The 15,883-nt window shown below is 68.5% G+C and carries 17 protein-coding genes; 5 read left to right on the top strand and 12 right to left on the bottom strand.

Going from position 1 to position 15,883, the window contains the following annotated elements:
- The coding region (locus tag FV228_RS07770; protein ID WP_147854076.1) for an ABC transporter transmembrane domain-containing protein at positions 1 to 1,190 on the bottom strand (1,190 nt) is incomplete at its 3' end.
- Positions 1,191 to 2,025: 835 nt separating this feature from the next.
- Here FV228_RS07770 and typA point away from each other — a divergent pair.
- Positions 2,026 to 3,852, top strand: coding sequence for a translational GTPase TypA (gene typA / locus FV228_RS07765; protein WP_147854075.1), 1,827 nt, complete (start codon positions 2,026 to 2,028; stop codon positions 3,850 to 3,852).
- A gap of 143 nt (positions 3,853 to 3,995) precedes the next feature.
- A complete protein-coding gene (locus FV228_RS07760; RefSeq protein ID WP_147854074.1) occupies positions 3,996 to 4,217 on the top strand; it encodes a DUF2188 domain-containing protein in 222 nt (73 codons plus the stop codon).
- 180 nt (positions 4,218 to 4,397) lie between these two features.
- Here the strand turns inward: FV228_RS07760 and FV228_RS32985 are convergent, their stop codons facing one another.
- The 5 genes from FV228_RS32985 to cysK form a co-directional block, all read right to left on the bottom strand.
- Entirely contained in the window at positions 4,398 to 4,550 is a 153-nt protein-coding gene (locus FV228_RS32985) for a hypothetical protein (protein ID WP_187193374.1), read from the bottom strand.
- Positions 4,547 to 4,861 carry a hypothetical protein gene (locus FV228_RS07755; RefSeq protein ID WP_147854073.1) on the bottom strand — a complete coding sequence of 105 codons (315 nt, stop codon included), beginning with the start codon at positions 4,859 to 4,861 and terminating at the stop codon, positions 4,547 to 4,549. The genes FV228_RS32985 and FV228_RS07755 overlap by 4 nt, the downstream gene beginning before the upstream one ends.
- Positions 4,861 to 5,187, bottom strand: a complete 327-nt coding sequence (locus FV228_RS07750) for a hypothetical protein (protein WP_147854072.1) — start codon at positions 5,185 to 5,187, stop codon at positions 4,861 to 4,863. Before FV228_RS07750 ends, FV228_RS07755 begins: the two co-directional genes overlap by 1 nt.
- A gap of 106 nt (positions 5,188 to 5,293) precedes the next feature.
- Positions 5,294 to 5,791: a hypothetical protein gene (locus FV228_RS07745; RefSeq protein ID WP_147854071.1), complete on the bottom strand. Its 498-nt coding sequence runs from the start codon at positions 5,789 to 5,791 to the stop codon at positions 5,294 to 5,296.
- Between the two features lie 427 nt (positions 5,792 to 6,218).
- A complete protein-coding gene (cysK, locus tag FV228_RS07740) occupies positions 6,219 to 7,193 on the bottom strand; it encodes a cysteine synthase A (RefSeq protein WP_147854070.1) in 975 nt (324 codons plus the stop codon).
- A gap of 300 nt (positions 7,194 to 7,493) precedes the next feature.
- On the opposite strand from cysK, the gene FV228_RS07735 reads away from it, so the two are divergent.
- Positions 7,494 to 8,414 (top strand): TAXI family TRAP transporter solute-binding subunit, encoded by a 921-nt coding sequence (locus FV228_RS07735; RefSeq protein WP_246689900.1) that lies wholly within the window; start codon positions 7,494 to 7,496, stop codon positions 8,412 to 8,414.
- A gap of 10 nt (positions 8,415 to 8,424) precedes the next feature.
- Here FV228_RS07735 and FV228_RS07730 read toward each other — a convergent pair whose 3' ends face one another.
- The gene (locus FV228_RS07730; RefSeq protein WP_147854068.1) at positions 8,425 to 8,952 is read right to left on the bottom strand and encodes a GcrA family cell cycle regulator; all 528 of its coding nucleotides are present in this window, start codon (positions 8,950 to 8,952) and stop codon (positions 8,425 to 8,427) included.
- Between the two features lie 442 nt (positions 8,953 to 9,394).
- Here FV228_RS07730 and FV228_RS07725 point away from each other — a divergent pair, with 442 nt between their 5' ends.
- The gene (locus FV228_RS07725; RefSeq protein WP_147854067.1) at positions 9,395 to 10,582 is read left to right on the top strand and encodes a patatin-like phospholipase family protein; all 1,188 of its coding nucleotides are present in this window, start codon (positions 9,395 to 9,397) and stop codon (positions 10,580 to 10,582) included.
- Positions 10,583 to 10,638: 56 nt separating this feature from the next.
- On the opposite strand, the gene FV228_RS07720 is transcribed toward FV228_RS07725, so the two are convergent.
- The 3 genes from FV228_RS07720 to FV228_RS07710 all read right to left on the bottom strand — a co-directional run bounded on the left by FV228_RS07720 (position 10,639) and on the right by FV228_RS07710 (position 12,900).
- Positions 10,639 to 10,767, bottom strand: coding sequence for a TFIIS helical bundle-like domain containing protein (locus FV228_RS07720; protein WP_092042423.1), 129 nt, complete (start codon positions 10,765 to 10,767; stop codon positions 10,639 to 10,641).
- A gap of 84 nt (positions 10,768 to 10,851) precedes the next feature.
- Positions 10,852 to 12,264 (bottom strand): pyruvate kinase, encoded by a 1,413-nt coding sequence (gene pyk / locus FV228_RS07715; RefSeq protein ID WP_147854078.1) that lies wholly within the window; start codon positions 12,262 to 12,264, stop codon positions 10,852 to 10,854.
- A 138-nt stretch (positions 12,265 to 12,402) separates the two neighbouring features.
- On the bottom strand, positions 12,403 to 12,900 hold the full coding sequence (locus FV228_RS07710) for an SRPBCC family protein (RefSeq protein WP_238259828.1): 498 nt from the start codon (positions 12,898 to 12,900) through the stop codon (positions 12,403 to 12,405).
- 236 nt (positions 12,901 to 13,136) lie between these two features.
- Here FV228_RS07710 and FV228_RS07705 point away from each other — a divergent pair, with 236 nt between their 5' ends.
- Positions 13,137 to 14,420 carry a lytic murein transglycosylase gene (locus FV228_RS07705; protein ID WP_147854066.1) on the top strand — a complete coding sequence of 428 codons (1,284 nt, stop codon included), beginning with the start codon at positions 13,137 to 13,139 and terminating at the stop codon, positions 14,418 to 14,420.
- A gap of 7 nt (positions 14,421 to 14,427) precedes the next feature.
- Here the strand turns inward: FV228_RS07705 and FV228_RS07700 are convergent, their stop codons facing one another.
- Both FV228_RS07700 and FV228_RS07695 read right to left on the bottom strand, forming a co-directional pair.
- Positions 14,428 to 15,216 carry an aldolase gene (locus tag FV228_RS07700; protein WP_147854065.1) on the bottom strand — a complete coding sequence of 263 codons (789 nt, stop codon included), beginning with the start codon at positions 15,214 to 15,216 and terminating at the stop codon, positions 14,428 to 14,430.
- 107 nt (positions 15,217 to 15,323) lie between these two features.
- Positions 15,324 to 15,883, bottom strand: a 560-nt coding sequence (locus FV228_RS07695; RefSeq protein WP_147854064.1) for a biotin-dependent carboxyltransferase family protein, incomplete at its 5' end; no start/stop codon positions are given.

The raw sequence follows: 15,883 nt of genomic DNA, 5'->3' as shown, positions 1-15,883 counted from the left end.
GCCTCGACGTCCGTCGTCTCGATCGGCAGCCCCCCCTGGGGATCCCGTAGCGCCAGCGCCTCCACGCGCAGCGGTCCGCCCAGGCGCGGCGGCGTCGCCCGCGAGTCCCGCTCCGCGGGCTGGAGGCGCTGCGGCCCGAAATGCGCCGCCACGGTCTCGTACTTCACCTCGACGTCGAGGCGCTGCTGATCCCAGTCGATCAGCTCCTTCAGGGGCGGCGGGAGATCGCGATAGGCGGCGAGCACCGCCACGAGCTGGCCGATATCGAGCTCGCCCTTGAGGGCGAACACGCCGCCGATGGCGTAGAACAGGAACGGCGTCACCTGCGCGAGCAGGTTGTTCAGGTACTTGACCGCGAATTTCCGCCGGTAGATGCGCAGGCGCAGGTCGTAGAGGCTGTACAGCCGGCCGCCGATTTCAGCCCGTTCCCAACGTCCGGTGTCGTTGAGTGTCACCGCCGGCAGGCCGTCGAGCACCTCGGCGACCCGGCCCGCGAGGTTGCGCGAGGCGATCTGGCGCTGGCGACTGAGCAGGATGATCTGACGCCGCAGGCGCGGGATCACGGTCATCTGCACCGCCACCATCCCGCCGGCTGCGAGGCCGAGCCAGATGTTCTGCATCATGATGAAGGCGAGCGCGGTGGCCGCCTGGGTGCCGAGGAAGACCGGCACCACGATCGCGTCGCCAATGAACGAGCCGATCGGCTCGACCTCGTCCCGGATGATCGTCGCCGTCTCTGAGGATTTCACCTCACGCTGCGCCTCCGGGGTGAAGCGCAGCATCAGGGAGAACAGCTGGAAGCGCAGGCGGCGCAGCATCCGCTCGCCGAGAATTCCCTTCTGCAGGTTGATCCAGAACTTGAAGGCACCATTGATCAGGACGAGCGTCAGGAACAGGGTCGAGAGGCCCAGCAGCAGCTCGAATCGGTCGAACTGGAAGCCCTCGAACAGCCGCGTCGTCCCGCCGCCCAGCAGGTCCGGCCAATCGACCGTGATCTCCAGGAAGGGAGCGGTCGCCTCGCCGTGCGCGAAGGCCTTGCCGGTGATGGCATCGTTGACGATGCGCTTGGGCAGATCGAGGGAGGCGAAGTAGAACGGCAGCGAGGCCAGGACCACCGCGCAGATCTTGAGCTGGTCGGCCTTCGAGTAGCGCCAGATATACGGGAAGAGCCGCGGCTCAAGCTCGCGCATCGGATCCGTCCGGTGAAAGCCCGTCCTGGCGAAATCGATGCGAGCCGGGTGTGCGCGCACGCACAGATCTGAGCGAAAACTCCATCGAACGACGCGGTTCCATCCATCGGGCTCGAAGACACGCGAGATCGGCCGCGCGGCGTCACGGTGACATCGCTGACCTGAGGAGGGCCGGCAGCGTCATCGCGGCGTCATATAGGGCATGCCGGCCGCGCGGCGGCACCCAGCGATCACGGAACCGCTACCCGCGCGGACAGCATGTCCGTACGCCGCCGCGGATCGGAGCGGCCGCGTCAGGTCGCCGTGAACGCGCAAGCTCCGGCCGGTGCATCTCGGCCGCACCAGCGGTAGCGGGCAACGTGAGCGACGCCGCGCTTAATCGAGGCGGGCGGCCGACGCATCCATGCCGCTACCGAGTGCTGTCTCGCCTGCTACCTTTCCGTGCATCGTGGTCGCCTCCGCGCGTTTCGGCCCGTATGCCAAGCCCGCCGTAGAGCGGGGAGGGGCGGCGAATCGCCACCGCCCGCCGGTCCGCGCGGACGACGGCCAATCGCCAGTGGAACGGCGCCCGAAAATCACCGAGCGCGGGGTCCACGAAGATACACGTGTGCGAGCGCGCGATTTCCGGTTTCTCCCGCCAGTGAATTCTCTGTCGCGACCTGTGGTTTATTGGGGTATGGGCGTTCCGTAATACACCGGCATGCGTGCGGCGGCCTTGCCGCGGGGCGCGCGGGCTTATATTGCGACGCAACCACCACGACTCCGTACCTCACCCGGCGCGGACGGCCGCGCCGCGCGGCCGCCAGGGAGCCGGCACAACCCGTTTCGGGCCACCATGAATCTGCGCAACATCGCCATCATTGCCCACGTCGACCACGGCAAGACGACGCTCGTCGACAAGCTGCTGGCCCAATCCGGCACCTTCCGCGAGAATCAGCGGGTCGAGGAGCGGGCGATGGACTCCAACGACTTGGAGAAGGAACGTGGCATCACGATCCTGGCCAAGGCGACCTCGGTCGTGTGGGAGGACACCCGCGTCAACATCGTCGACACCCCTGGCCACGCCGATTTCGGTGGTGAAGTCGAGCGCATCCTGTCGATGGTCGATGGCGTGATCGTGCTGGTGGATGCCGCCGAGGGGCCGATGCCCCAGACCAAGTTCGTGGTCGGCAAGGCCCTCAAGATCGGTCTCCGCCCGATCGTGGCGATCAATAAGGTCGATCGTCCGGATGCGCGCATCAACGAAGTCGTGAACGAGGTGTTCGACCTGTTCGCGGCGCTCGACGCCACCGACGAGCAGCTCGACTTCCCGATCCTGTACGGGTCCGGCCGCAACGGCTGGATGGCCGACGCCCCCGAGGCGGATCCGTCGGTGGGCCTCAAGCCGCTGTTCGAACTCGTGCTCAAGCACGTGCCGCCGGCGCGCGTCGAGGAGGGTCCGTTCCGGATGCTCGGGACCCTGCTGGAGGCCAACCCGTTCCTCGGCCGCATCATCACCGGCCGCATCGCCTCCGGCACCGTCAAGCCGAACCAGCAAATCAAGGTGCTGTCGCGGGACGGCAAGGTGGTCGAGACCGGCCGCGTCTCGAAGATCCTGGCCTTCCGGGGCCTGGAGCGCGCGCCGATCGATATCGGCGAGGCGGGCGACATCGTCTCCATCGCCGGCCTGATCAAGGGCACGGTGGCCGACACGTTCTGCGACCCGCAGGTGGACACCCCGATCCAGGCCCAGCCGATCGATCCGCCGACCGTGACCATGTCGTTCATCGTCAACGATTCGCCGCTCGCCGGCACCGAGGGTGACAAGGTCACCAGCCGCATGATCCGCGACCGCCTGTTCAAGGAGGGCGAGGGCAACGTCACGCTCAAGATCGAGGAAGCGGCCGACAAGGACTCGTTCTACGTGTCCGGCCGCGGTGAGCTTCAGCTCGCCATCCTGATCGAGACGATGCGGCGCGAGGGCTTCGAGATCGCGGTCTCCCGTCCCCGCGTCGTCTTCGAGAAGGACGAGAACGGTGAGCTTCTCGAGCCGATCGAGGAGGTCGTGATCGACGTCGACGAGGAGCATTCCGGCGTCGTCGTCCAGAAGATGTCGGAGCGGAAGGCCGAGATGCTGGAGATGCGGCCTTCGGGTGGCGATCGCCTGCGCCTCGTGTTCCACGCCCCGACCCGCGGCCTGATCGGCTACCAGGGCGAGCTGCTGACCGACACCCGCGGCACGGCGATCATGAACCGCCTGTTCAAGGCCTACGAGCCCTTCAAGGGCGAGATCGCGGGCCGCCGCAACGGCGTGCTGATCTCCAACGACAAGGGCGAGGCCGTGGCCTACGCCATGTGGAACCTCGAGGACCGCGGCCCGATGATGATCGAGCCCGGCTGGAAGGTTTATCAGGGCATGATCATCGGCGAGCACAACCGCGAGAACGACCTCGAGGTGAACGTGCTCAAGGGCAAGAAGCTCACCAACATCCGCACCACCTCGAAGGACGAGGCTGTGCGCCTGACGCCGCCGATCCGCATGACCCTGGAGCGCTCGCTCGCCTGGATCCAGGACGACGAGCTGGTCGAGGTGACGCCGAAGTCGATTCGGCTGCGCAAGACGGTGCTGGACCCGAACGACCGCAAGCGCGTCGAGCGGTCCTCGAAAGACACCGCCGCTTGAGCTGAATGCGCGGCAACCGGGCACTCAGCTCCGGTTGCCGACGGGACTTTAGGTTAGTCCCTGGTTGACCCACCGAACGGCACTACCGGGCCAGATCGCCCGGCAGCCCGTCCGGTCCGGGCCGCGTGAACCCTGTGACACCGATGCCCATCGCCACGCATGCCAGTCAGCACGTTTGTCCCGCCGCACCCTTTCGGGTCGGTCAGGACGGAGACGGTCGCTGGATCGCCGTAGAGATCGGCGGCAGGGCAGGGGGGCTGTTCCGCACCCAACGCGACGCCATCCGTTACGCCTGCGCCGAGACCGGCTGCCGTCCGGATGAGGTCGTGCTGTCCGTCGAGCCGCTCAGTTTTGGCGTGTCGTAAGCATCGGGGGCGCATCTGCTGCGTGATCGGTGAATGATGTCCGCTCCGGCCGCTACGACTTTCACTAGCCCCGAAACGTTCGGCACCAGACCGGCACGCTTCAACGCCGTAACTTTCTAGCGACAATCTGCCGGTGGCGAAGAGGCCCAATCCCATCGCCACCTCTCCGTGAACGGGCTCTCAGCTGCTGCCCGGATCGGTCTCGTCGTTCTGGCTGTCTCCGCCCTGGGGCCCCATCCCGGGCTTTCCGTCTGTCTTCTCGTTCGGGTCCTTCACCGCGTCGGGGGCAACGTTGGCCGGCTTCTTCGGCTTCGGATCTTCGCGCTCGCTCACGATTGATTCTCCTGCTCGACGCGATAATGGCCGTTCGCGACTTTCTCATCGGCGGCGGGGCCGCGGGACGCTTTCTGGTCCGAATGACCGCCTGAGGAACCACCGACCGCGGGCGGTGCCCGTCCGGCCTCGCCGGATTTGCCCCAGCCTTCCTTCGGCTCGGTCTTCGGCGCGCCGCCCCCGCCCATATCGGTGATCGCCGCCTGTTCGGAAGTTTGATGACCGCCACCCGCAGGGTGTTCACCCGGTGTGCCGACCGTATCGTCGGGCTTGCGGGTCACCGTGCCGGAATCGCTGGTGAGTCGGGCCATCAGCGCTTCCCGTCGTCCTGGCCGACCGCCGCGGTGGCACGGTCGATGGCCTTGGTCATATTCGCGCCCGTGCCGAAATCGCCCTGAAGCTTCTTCAGGTTCTCCGGGGGGGTCTCGGCCTCGGTGGCATCCGTGGCATCCGATCCGGGCGTTCCGGACGCGATCCGGGCTGCCTCCGCGTCGCCGGCCGGATCACGCTTGAGGTCCGCTTGTGTGTTGGCCGCCAATCCCACGTCGAGGGGCGAGTCCTGGCCGAGGTCCTGGCCGTTGCGGTCGGCATGAGCGTCGAAATCCTTCAACGACGGCCGTTTCGTCTGATCTGCCATGGCTCATGCCTCTCGTGCGTCACGCTGTGGCGGGACAACGGGGGCGGGTGACCAGGGTTGCGTCGGGCCGGCCGTTCCGGCTCGGGTTGGTCGTGCGACCTATGCCTCAGGGGCCCACGATCTTCGGGACAACGTTCTGCGTCAGCGCCAGCACCGAATCCTTGGCATGCCCGGGATTGTCCGCCCGGGCCTGGATCGTCAGCAGGTCGCCGTCGCGCAGGATCACCGCGGTCGACCCCCCGCCATTCGCCAAGGCATAGACGGTGATCCACCCGACCGCCGGACTGACCGGCAGGGCCGAGAGGCGGCAATCGGGGTTCTGCTTGATGCAGAGCGATTCGAGTTTCGCCAGGGATGTCTCCCCGGATCGTACGCGCTTCTCGGTCCCGTCAGTCGAGCGTCCGACCTGTATCTCGACGGACGGTGACCCCTTGCACGAGGCGCAGGTCAGGTTGAGGTCGAGCGGTGTCGCCTGCACCGCCGCATTGCTGCCGATCGCGACGCGAATTGGGTCTACGAAGCCCGTGAGGTCGTGACTGACGAAGCCCTGCGCCTGTGCGGCCGGGGCAACGAGACAGCCGAGGAGAACGAGAAGCCAGCGCATGCGGACAGATCCGTCTTGTCGTCAGGCCGCCCGCGGCGCGCCAGCAACCCGGGACTCAGATGACCCATGCGCGAAGGTTTTCCAAGATTGCCGCAAGTGATGGCCCTCTTGCGGCACGTGTGCAACCAATGACGCGAAGACGTAGTTTGACTGTATAGATCCGCGTCAGACTTATAATCGCGCGCAATTAACTATTTAATTAAGCCATTTTCTCGTAAATAAAAAAACAATACTGCCTTAAGGTGATTGAGGAAAATTGGCCGGGCGGCGGTGAGATCGTCGTGCAAACTCTCATGACGAAACGGCCATTCGGCCATCCGCTGTGCCAGGGTGACGCCTTGAAAAGAAAGGCCGCACCGCCTCCGAAGAGCCAATGCCGCCTGACACCCAAGATGCGGCGCGGGCTGCGCGCCGCAGCGATGGCGGATCAGCCGATTCCGTCGAACAGGGCCGACGAGATGTAGCGCTCGGCGAACGAGCAGGCGATCGTGACGATCCGCTTGCCCTGGAACTCCGGCCGCTTCGCCAGCTCCAGTGCCGCCGCGACGTTGCCGCCGGTGGAGATGCCACCCGGTATGCCCTCAAGGCGGGCCAGCGCCCGCGACGTCTCGAAGGCGGTGTCGTTGGAGACCTTGAGCACGCCGTCCAGGATGTCCGTGTGCAGGTTTCCAGGGATGAAGCCCGCGCCGATACCCTGGATCTTGTGCGGACCGGGCTGGCCGCCGGAGATGACCGGGGAATCCACCGGCTCGACGGCGAACACCTGCAGGCCCGGCAGGCGCGGCTTCAAGACTTCGCCGACGCCGGTCACGGTCCCGCCGGTGCCGACGCCGGCCACGAACGCGTCGAGCTTGCCGCCCGTGTCGGTCCAGATCTCCTCGGCGGTGGTCTTCCGGTGGATCTCCGGGTTGGCCGGGTTCGAGAATTGCTGCGGCATCACCGAGCCAGGGATCTCCTTCAGCAGTTCCTCGGCCTTGGCGATGGCGCCCTTCATGCCCTGCGCGCCCGGGGTGAGCGCCAGCTCAGCGCCGAGGAACGCCAGCATCTTGCGCCGCTCGATGGACATCGTCTCGGGCATCACCAGGATCAGCCGGTAGCCGCGGGCCGCGGCCACGAAGGCCAGCGCGATCCCGGTATTGCCGGATGTCGGCTCGACCAGCGTACCGCCGGGTTGCAGCTTGCCCGAGGCCTCGAGGGCGTCGATCATGTTGACGCCGATCCGGTCCTTCACGCTGGCGATCGGGTTGAAGAACTCGAGCTTCAGCAGGATCTCGGCATCGACGCCGTGCTCCTTGGGCAGGCGGTTGAGGCGCACCAGCGGGGTGTTGCCGATGGTCTCGGTGATCGAGCCGTAGACACGGCCGTGGCCGACCTTCGCCGGCGCGTTGAGGGAATCGGCCATCGCGGAACTCCTGCAGGTGACGGGTCGAACTGATGTCGGGTCCGTGCGGTCCAGGCCAAGGGGTGCCTCGGCCGACCGGTGGACAGGAGGCTGCGATATCGCGTCGCCGAACCCGGGGCAATTGGGCTAAGTGGCCTGCACGAAAGTTCTTTTTGCAGATTCCGTGGATTGCAGGCGAATATGGGAGACCGTCGCTGACGCGCAATCGTTTTGTGGAATATCTTTCTCCGGACGTGATCGAGGTAAGCTTTCGGATCGAGGTCCCATATGGAACGCGATTGTGCCACAGCGACTCGCCGCGTGGCTCTCACGGCGGCTCTCGGCCTTCTCGTCACCCGAACCGCGCGGGCCGCGGAGCCGGTGCGCGTCGTGCTCGCCACCGCAACGGCCGGCGGCGGCTTCCCCGCTTTCGGGGATGCCTTCGCGGCGGCGATCAAGGCGGCGGATCCCGAGCTGACCATCGAGACGCGCGCCAGCGGCGGATCGGCGGAGAATGTCGCCCTCCTGCGGGCCGGCCGGGTCGATCTGGCGCTGGTCCAGGGAGAATACGCCTATCCCGCATTGGCCGAGCCCGGGGACCTCACGGTCCTGGCGCCGATGTATCCCACGCCGGGGCTGTTCGCCGTCCCGGCGGGAAGCCCGATCCAGGCCGTCGTGGATCTGCGCGGGCGAACCGTGGTGCTGGGCACGCACAATTCCGGATTGACCGTCATGGGCCGCAGCGTCCTCGAAGCCTCGGGTCTCGACCCGGCGCGCGACATCCGCCCGATCCTGCTCGACCGAGCGGGCGACGGGCCGCCCATGGTTCAGGATGGTCGTGCCGACGCGCTCTGGGGCGGCGGTCTGGGATGGCCGGGTTTCGTGGCGATGGCGAAAGCGCCGGGCGGCGCGCGCTTCTTCGGGCCGTCCGAGGCCGGTATCGCGCGCCTCGCGCAACCCGGCACGGCCCTCAAGCGCCTGACCGTGCCGGCCTGCAGCTTCGCAGGTCAGCCCGCCGCGATCGAGACGGTGGGCTCCTGGAGTCTCATCCTGGCGCGGCCCGGCTTCGAACCGGAGACGGCCTTGCGGATCGTCCGCACCCTGGCCCGGACCGACATGGCCGCGCGGCATCCACAAGGTGCCGACACCCATCCAAGAAATCTCGTCGGGGTCGTGCCGGCATCCCGGCTCAGCCCCGGCACCCTGCGCTATCTCAACGAGACAGGCGTTCCGGTCCGCTGACGCCCTGTCCCTACCGGAACGAGGCGACGCGGCGGTCGCGCTTGCGCTCGGCTGCGGGCTGGTAGGCGATCTCGGCGTGGTGGGTGCAGTACGGCAGCCCGGTGATCGAGCGGGCGCCGCAGAACCGGAATTCCGGCGTGGTCGGATCGCCCAGCGGCCAGCGGCACATCGATTCCCGCAGGTCCATGATCGTGACCCGCTTCGACACCGCCAGCGCCACCGGCTCGGGGGCGGGAGCGGGCGTCGGGAAGACCGGTGCCGGACGATGCGATAGGATCGCCACCGGCTCAGGAGCCTGCGTCTCGACCACCGCGATGGCGGTCTCGATCTCGACGGCCTTGGGGGTCGGCGTCGAAGCGGGAGCCTCCTCGGCACCCCGGGCGCGACCACCCAGGCCGAGGCGATGCACCTTGCCGATCACCGCGTTGCGGGTGACGCCGCCGAGCTGCGCCGCGATCTTGCTCGCGCTCTGCCCGTCTTCCCACAGCCGGCGCAGGAGCGCCACGCGATCATCTGTCCAGCTCAGGCCCGCTTCCATAGTCCCCCTCCGCCCCTGCGGCCCGCGCGCTCTGCCGAGGTGACGCTATGCGTTCCGGGCCGATCAAGACCCTCGCAGCTCATAAGAGCCGTGCGAACAACACCCGTGCGCGTCACCCGTGCGCGTCGGCTGCCGCACCACGTGCGACACCCTGTCTCGTCAGGCCACGGCCGGACCCTAGCGCGGCGCTCGCGGCGCTTGCAAGGGCGGCCCGTTGCCCGAGTCGCCCCCTGTCCACCGGCAATGACCGGTCGGCCTCGGAAGGTGGTTACCGCCGCCGGGGGGCGTCGCGCACCCCGACGTCACGTGTCGCGGGCGTCACAGGCCGACGTAATCGCATCACAATCGTACCGAATGCTAAGCTTAGCCGGAACGAGGTCACGGCCGAGCTGCTTCCTTGTGGCAGAAGGGGCAAGCGTTGCTGTTTTCCGAGGTGAGGACGATGGGTTACCGTCAGGGGGGTCTGCGCGTGTTGCTCGCGCTCGGGCTGGCCGGCCAGGTCGCGGCCTGCGGCAGCGTCCCGCGCACCGCCTACACCGCCGAGCAGGCGGCGCTCGCCAGCGTGCCCGGGATACCGGGCGCGCGCGTCTACGCCGACGCATCGGTCGATACGATCGCCGAACTCGCCGGCAATCCGCTGCGCCGTTCCGCGGGCTTCAACTATCTGGCGCTGTCGGGCGGCGGCGGCGACGGCGCCTACGGGGCCGGCGTCCTGAACGGCTGGACAGCCTCGGGCACGCGCCCGGAATTCACGCTGGTCTCCGGCGTGTCGACCGGGGCGCTGATCGCCCCCTTCGCGTTCCTGGGGCCGGTCTACGACGCGTACCTGACCGAGTTCTACACCAGCGGCGTGGCCGGCGAACTCGTGACGTCGCCCAGCATCTCAAACATCCTGTTCGGCTCCGGCCTGTTCGGCGACGGGCGCCTGCGCAACCTGATCGCCCGCTACGTCACCCCGGAACTGCTCACCGCCATCGCCGAGGAGCACTCCAAGGGGCGCCGCCTCATGGTCGTAACGACCAACCTCGATTCGCAGCGCTCGGTGATCTGGAACATGGGCGCCATCGCGTCGAGCGGTGCGCCGAACGCCCTCGATCTGTTCCGCGACGTGCTGGCCGCCTCCGCCAGCGTCCCGGCGGTGTTCCCGCCGCAGATGATCGACGTGACCGCCGCCGACGCGCGGTTCCAGGAAATGCATGTCGACGGGTCCGTGGTCACCCCGGTGTTCACGCTGCCGCAGACGCTTCTGCTGCGCGACGGGAAGATCCGCACCGGCGGCAAGGCCAACATCTACGTGGTGATCAACGGCCGGCTGGAGCCGGACTTCGAAGTGACGAAGGACAACACCCTGTCCATCGTCGAGCGCTCGTTCACGACGGCGAGCCGCGCCCGCTCACGCGCCACGCTGACCGCGACCTACGCGCTGGCCCGCAGCAACGGGATGAGCTTCAACCTCACCTATATCGACGAGAACGGCCCGAAGGCCTCAGCCGCGAAAGGCTTCGACACCGCCTACATGCGGGCCCTCTATCAGGAGGGTCTCGAAAAGGGCCGGACCGGCACCTTCTGGCAGCACACCATCCCGGCCTCGCCGACGCTCAAGCAGACCGCGGCGGCGGTCGCGAACTGACGGATGCGAACAGCAACGCCGCGCACCCGAGCGGGCGCGCGGCGCGGCGACTGAGGTTACTTGCCCAGGATCTTGGTGACCAGGCGACCGATCGGCGTCGCGGTGCTGGCGTTCCGGTCGTCGCGGTCGAGGGGGCGGTTCTCGTTGCCGAGAAGCTTGGTGACGATGCGTCCGATCAGGCTCATGGGTCTCTCCCGGCGTTCGCGCCAAAACGGCGCAGCTTGCCCATTAACGGGCGATGCGCGCGCGGCGTTCCCCGCTGAACGGCGTCAGACCTGCATCAGCCGGATGTTGTTGGTGTTCCCAACAGTGTGGAACGGGATGCCGGCCGTCACGACGATGATGTCGTTCGGCTTGGCGAAACCTTCCGCCCGCGCGTACTCGCCTGCTTTGGCGGTCATCTCCTCGTAGGAATCGACGTCGTCGGTGAGGACGCTGTGTGCCCCCCAGAGCAGGCACAGGCGCCGCGAGGTGGCGAGACTCGGGGTCAGCGCCAGGATCGACGAGGCGGGGCGCTTGCGCGCGACCCGGGCGGCCGTCGTCCCGCTGGTGGTGTAGGTCACGATCGCACTGGCGCGCACCGCCTCGGCCAGGTCCGCGGTGGCGGTGGCCACGGCATGGGGCGGGGTCTCCTCCTCGCCGGGCTCGGAGGCCGCCACGATCGAGTGGTAGAGCTTGTGCCCCTCCACGCTGCGGATGATCCGGTCCATCATCGACACGGCCTCGACCGGGTACTTGCCGGTGGCCGATTCCGCCGACAACATCACCGCGTCGGCGCCGTCGTAGATCGCCGTCGCGACATCCGACGCCTCGGCGCGGGTCGGGGCGGGGGCCTGGACCATCGAGTCGAGCATCTGGGTCGCCACGATCACGGGCTTCACGGCGAGCCGACAGGCGCGGATCAACTCCTTCTGCCGCCCGGGCACGTCCTCGTGCGGGATCTCGACGCCGAGATCGCCCCGGGCGACCATCACGGCATCTGAAAGCCGGATGATGTCGTCGATCCGCTCCAGCGCCTGCGGCTTCTCGATCTTCGACATGATACCGGCCCGGTCGCCGATGATCCCGCGCGCCTCGATCAGGTCGGACGGCTTCTGGACGAAGGACAGGGCGACCCAGTCGACGCCGAGGTCGAGCCCAAAGGCGAGGTCCGCACGGTCCTTCTCGGTGAGAGGCGACAGGTCCAGGAGCGTTCCCGGCAGGTTGACACCCTTGCGGTTCGAGATGACGCCGCCCGTGATCACCTCGGCGGTGATCGCGTGTCGCTCCGGCCCGAGGACGCGGACCCGCACCCGCCCGTCGTCGATCAGGAGTTCCTGTCCGGGCACCACCGCGGTGAAGATTTCCGGGTGGTGGAGCGGGATCGCCTGCTTGTCGCCCTCGGCCCCCTCGAGGACGAAGCGGATCGTCTCCCCGGCGACGAGATCCTGGCGTCCGCCCTGCAGCGTGCCGATGCGGATCTTCGGTCCCTGCAGGTCCTGCAGGATGCCGATCGGGCGGCCGACCTCCCGCTCGAGGGCGCGGATCGCCGCGTGGACCTTGGCGTGGTCGTCCTGCACGCCGTGGCTGAAGTTGAGCCGGAAGGTGTCGACGCCGGCGAGGAACAAGTCGCGCAATCGGTCGGGTGCCGAACTGGCCGGGCCGACGGTGGCGACGATCTTGGCGTGGCGGTGACGGCGCATGCGGGCCTCTGCCATGAAGACGATCTCCGGGAATCGGCCGGGCGATCGGGCCCGCCGATGGCCCCCACATTGGTAAGGATGAGCACGGAGGCGAGCGTTTTCTGGCGGTCCGGATAAATTCGCCGCTCGGACCGTCTCCTACCTGGCGACCTCCCGGGCGATGCCGGCGAGCCCGTCATCATAGATGCCGGTGATATCCTTGAGGGCGTCGGCGTCGCTCATGCCCTCGGCGTCGAAGGTCGCGGTCCAGACCACCGTGGAGCCCGCGCCGTTCGGGCGGACCGCCAGGGTCGCGTTGTAGGCGCGCACCGGCAGCGGGCCCTGGATGAAGCTGTAGCTGTAGCTCATGGCCGCCTCGTCGCGGGCGGTCTCGACCTCGACGATCGTACCGAGGCCGCCCTTCGCCACCAGGCCGCGGATCTGTGCGCGGATGCCGTCGTCGTCGTCCTCGCGCGACAGGATGCAGCGTTCGACCTGCGGGTGCCACAGGCCGATCGCGCAGAAATCGCCGATCAGCGCCCAGACCGCGGCGGGCGGTGCCGGGATGTCGCGGCTGCGGGTGACTTCGAGGGCGCAGGCCGGGCCGGCCGCCAGCAGGCCTGCTGCGCAGATCGCCCACGGGGTGGGTCGCTTCACGATGGGGCCTCCGCCGGATGTCGCAGGTTGGAAGTAGGGCGCCTGCCGAACGAAGCCCATGCGGACACCGGCCGCCGATCCCTGGAAACCGCCCGGCTCAGCCGGTAAGACGGTTGGGTCGAGCCGGTGGCTTGCTCGACGGGATTCGTCGCTGCGCGCGCAATGACGGCGGATCAGCGTTTGATCTGAGCTGCATGTCAGGCTTGGAGCCGGAGACGCCGTTGGACGATCGCATCATGTCGGCTTCCACATCGCAGCGAGGCAGGCATACGGGCTTTCGCGCTCTCAAGCTTGGGATCGCAGGCCTGGCGCTGGCTCCGGCGCTGGCCGTCGCGGCACCGGAGGCGGTCCCGTCGTCCGTGCCGACCCCGTCCTTCGAAACCTGCCGCACCGACCTCATCGCCTGGGCTGCCGCGCACGAAGTCCCACAAGCCGTCGCGCAGGCGCAACTGGGCGACCTGCAGCCCGACCCGGACGTGCTGGCCGCAACGCAGAATCAGGGTGAGTTCGTCCGGCCGATCTGGGACTACATCGAAGCCAGCGTGACTCCGGCGCGGATCGAGGCCGGTCAGCGCAAGCTCGTGGAACTGGCGGCGCCGCTGGCGGCCATCGAGGCTCAGTACGGCGTCGACCGCTACACCCTGATGGCCTTCTGGGGCGTCGAATCGAGCTACGGCGCCGTGCTCGACAACAGCGCCGTGGTGCGGCCCGTGGTGCGCGCGCTCGCGACGCTCAGCTGCGGGGACCCCACCCGGGCGTCCTACTGGCGCGACGAGCTGACCGCCGCCCTGCAGATCGTCGCCCGCGGCGAGGCGCCCCTCGACCGCATGCCCGGCGGCCTGACCGGGTCCTGGGCCGGCGCGATGGGCCATACCCAGTTCATGCCCAGCGTCTACCAGCGCTACGCGGTGGATTTCGACGGCGACGGGAAGCGGGACATCTGGACCTCGGCCCCGGACGCGCTCGCTTCCACGGCGAATTACCTGCGCGATCACGGCTGGCGAACCGGCGAGGGCTGGGGCTATGAGGTGGTGCTGCCGGACGGGTTCGACGCCGCGCTCGCCGACGAGATTACGCCGCGCAGCCTTGCGGCGTGGCGGGACCTCGGCGTGAAGCCCACACGGGATCGCCCCTTCCCGGACGAGGCCGCGACGGCGACCCTGATCCTGCCCGCGGGACTCCGCGGGCCCGCCTTCCTGCTCCGACCGAACTTCTCCGTGATCCTGCGTTACAACACGGCGTTGGCCTACGGCCTGACCGTGGCGCTGCTGTCGGACCGCCTGCGCGGCGATCCGGGTCTGTCGCGCGACTGGCCCCGGGGCGACCGGCCGCTCACCGGGGACGAACGCCGCGACCTCCAGACCCGGCTGATCGAGCGCGGCTACGCCACCGGCGGCGTCGACGGGAAGATCGGCCCGAAGACCCGGGCGGCCCTGCGGGCCTACCAGTGCTCGCAGGGTCTGCCGGCGGATGGCTACGCCGACGCGGTGCTGCTTGACCGCATCCGCGCAGCGCCGTGACGGACGTTCAGGCCAGGAAGGCCGGCTCGTCCCGGGCCAGCACCCGCTTGACGCTTTCGAGGTGCAGGCGCGCGCTCTCGGCGCGGCCGGCCGCCTCCTGCGCGGCCACGTGCTTCACGATCGCCTCGGGGACGATCTTGAGGGCGCGGCCCGTGCTCATGGCGAGCACCTGCGCCTGGGCGGCGCGCTCCAGGTAGTAGAGGTCGTCCCAGGCCTCCGCGATGGTCTCGCCCAGCACCATGACGCCGTGGTTCTTCAGGAACACCACGTCGGCCTCGCCGGCACTCCGGGCGATCCGTTCGCCCTCGCTCGAATCGAGTGCCAGCCCGTTGTAATCCTCATCCACGGCGATGCGGCCGTAGAAGCGCAGGGCGGTCTGCCCGGCCCAGAGCAGCGGCTGCCCCTCCAGCATGGCGAGCGCCGTCGCGTAGGGCATGTGGGTGTGGAAGGCGGCCCGGGCGTTCGGCTTCAGCCGGTGCAGCTCGGCATGGATATGGAAGGCCGTCGCCTCAGGCTGGCCGTCGCCCTCGACGACGTTTCCGTGAAAATCGCACAGGAGCAGACTCGACGCCGTCACCTCGGCGAAGGCCAGGCCGTAGGGGTTGACCAGGAACAGGTCTGGACGCTCCGGCAGCACCGCCGAGAAGTGGTTGCAGATCCCTTCTTCGAGGCCGTTGCGCGCAGCCCAGCGCAGGCAGGCGGAGAGGTCGATGCGGGCGCGGCGGACGCTGTCCGCGTTCAGGGGCTCGTTGGTGCGCAGGGGGGGCGTGCCAGAGGCTGTGACGGCGTGCGCCATGCGGGAAGGCTCTCTCTTTCTCGGTTCGAATCCGGGCCGCCGGAATCAGGCAGCCCAACATGATACGCGTTCGCGCCAGGCTGCGGACCACCGTTGCGTGCAGACCGTCAGGCCCGCCCGTCGGTGACGCCGCCGACGAGGTTGAGGCCCAACAGGAAATCGGAGGCGAAATCCGTGCGGACCACCGGATCACGCCGCACCGGCTCCCGCAACGCCTCGCGCTCGTTTCGGCGCGCGGTTACCGCCTCCGCCACGGTGAGGCTCCGGAACGACAGCATGGTCCCGCCCTGCGCCTGAGCGAGGCGCCCGAGATCCGGCCCGATCACGGTGGCGATCTTCGGATAGCCGCCGGTGGATTGCCGGTCGGCCATCAGGATGATCGGCAGGCCGTTGCCGGGCACCTGGATCGCGCCCATCGCCACGCCGTCCGAGACGATGTCGTGACCCTTGGCATGCCTGAGCGGTGCGCCGTCGAGGAAGCAGGCCATGCGGTCGCCGCGCGGCGAGACGGTCCAGGGCCCGGCCAGGAAGGCATTGAGCTGATCGGAGGCGAAATAGTCGTCCTGCGGGCCGAGCACGACCCGAATTTCCTTCGGATCGCGGTCGAGCCAGGGCGCCAGGAGCCGGTGCGGCGAGGCCGTGCCGGGCCGGACCTCGGCCACGGGAA

The organism is Methylobacterium sp. WL18 (assembly GCF_008040015.1).
GTDB lineage: Bacteria > Pseudomonadota > Alphaproteobacteria > Rhizobiales > Beijerinckiaceae > Methylobacterium > Methylobacterium mesophilicum.
This window is presented reverse-complemented; position numbering and strand designations above follow the sequence as displayed.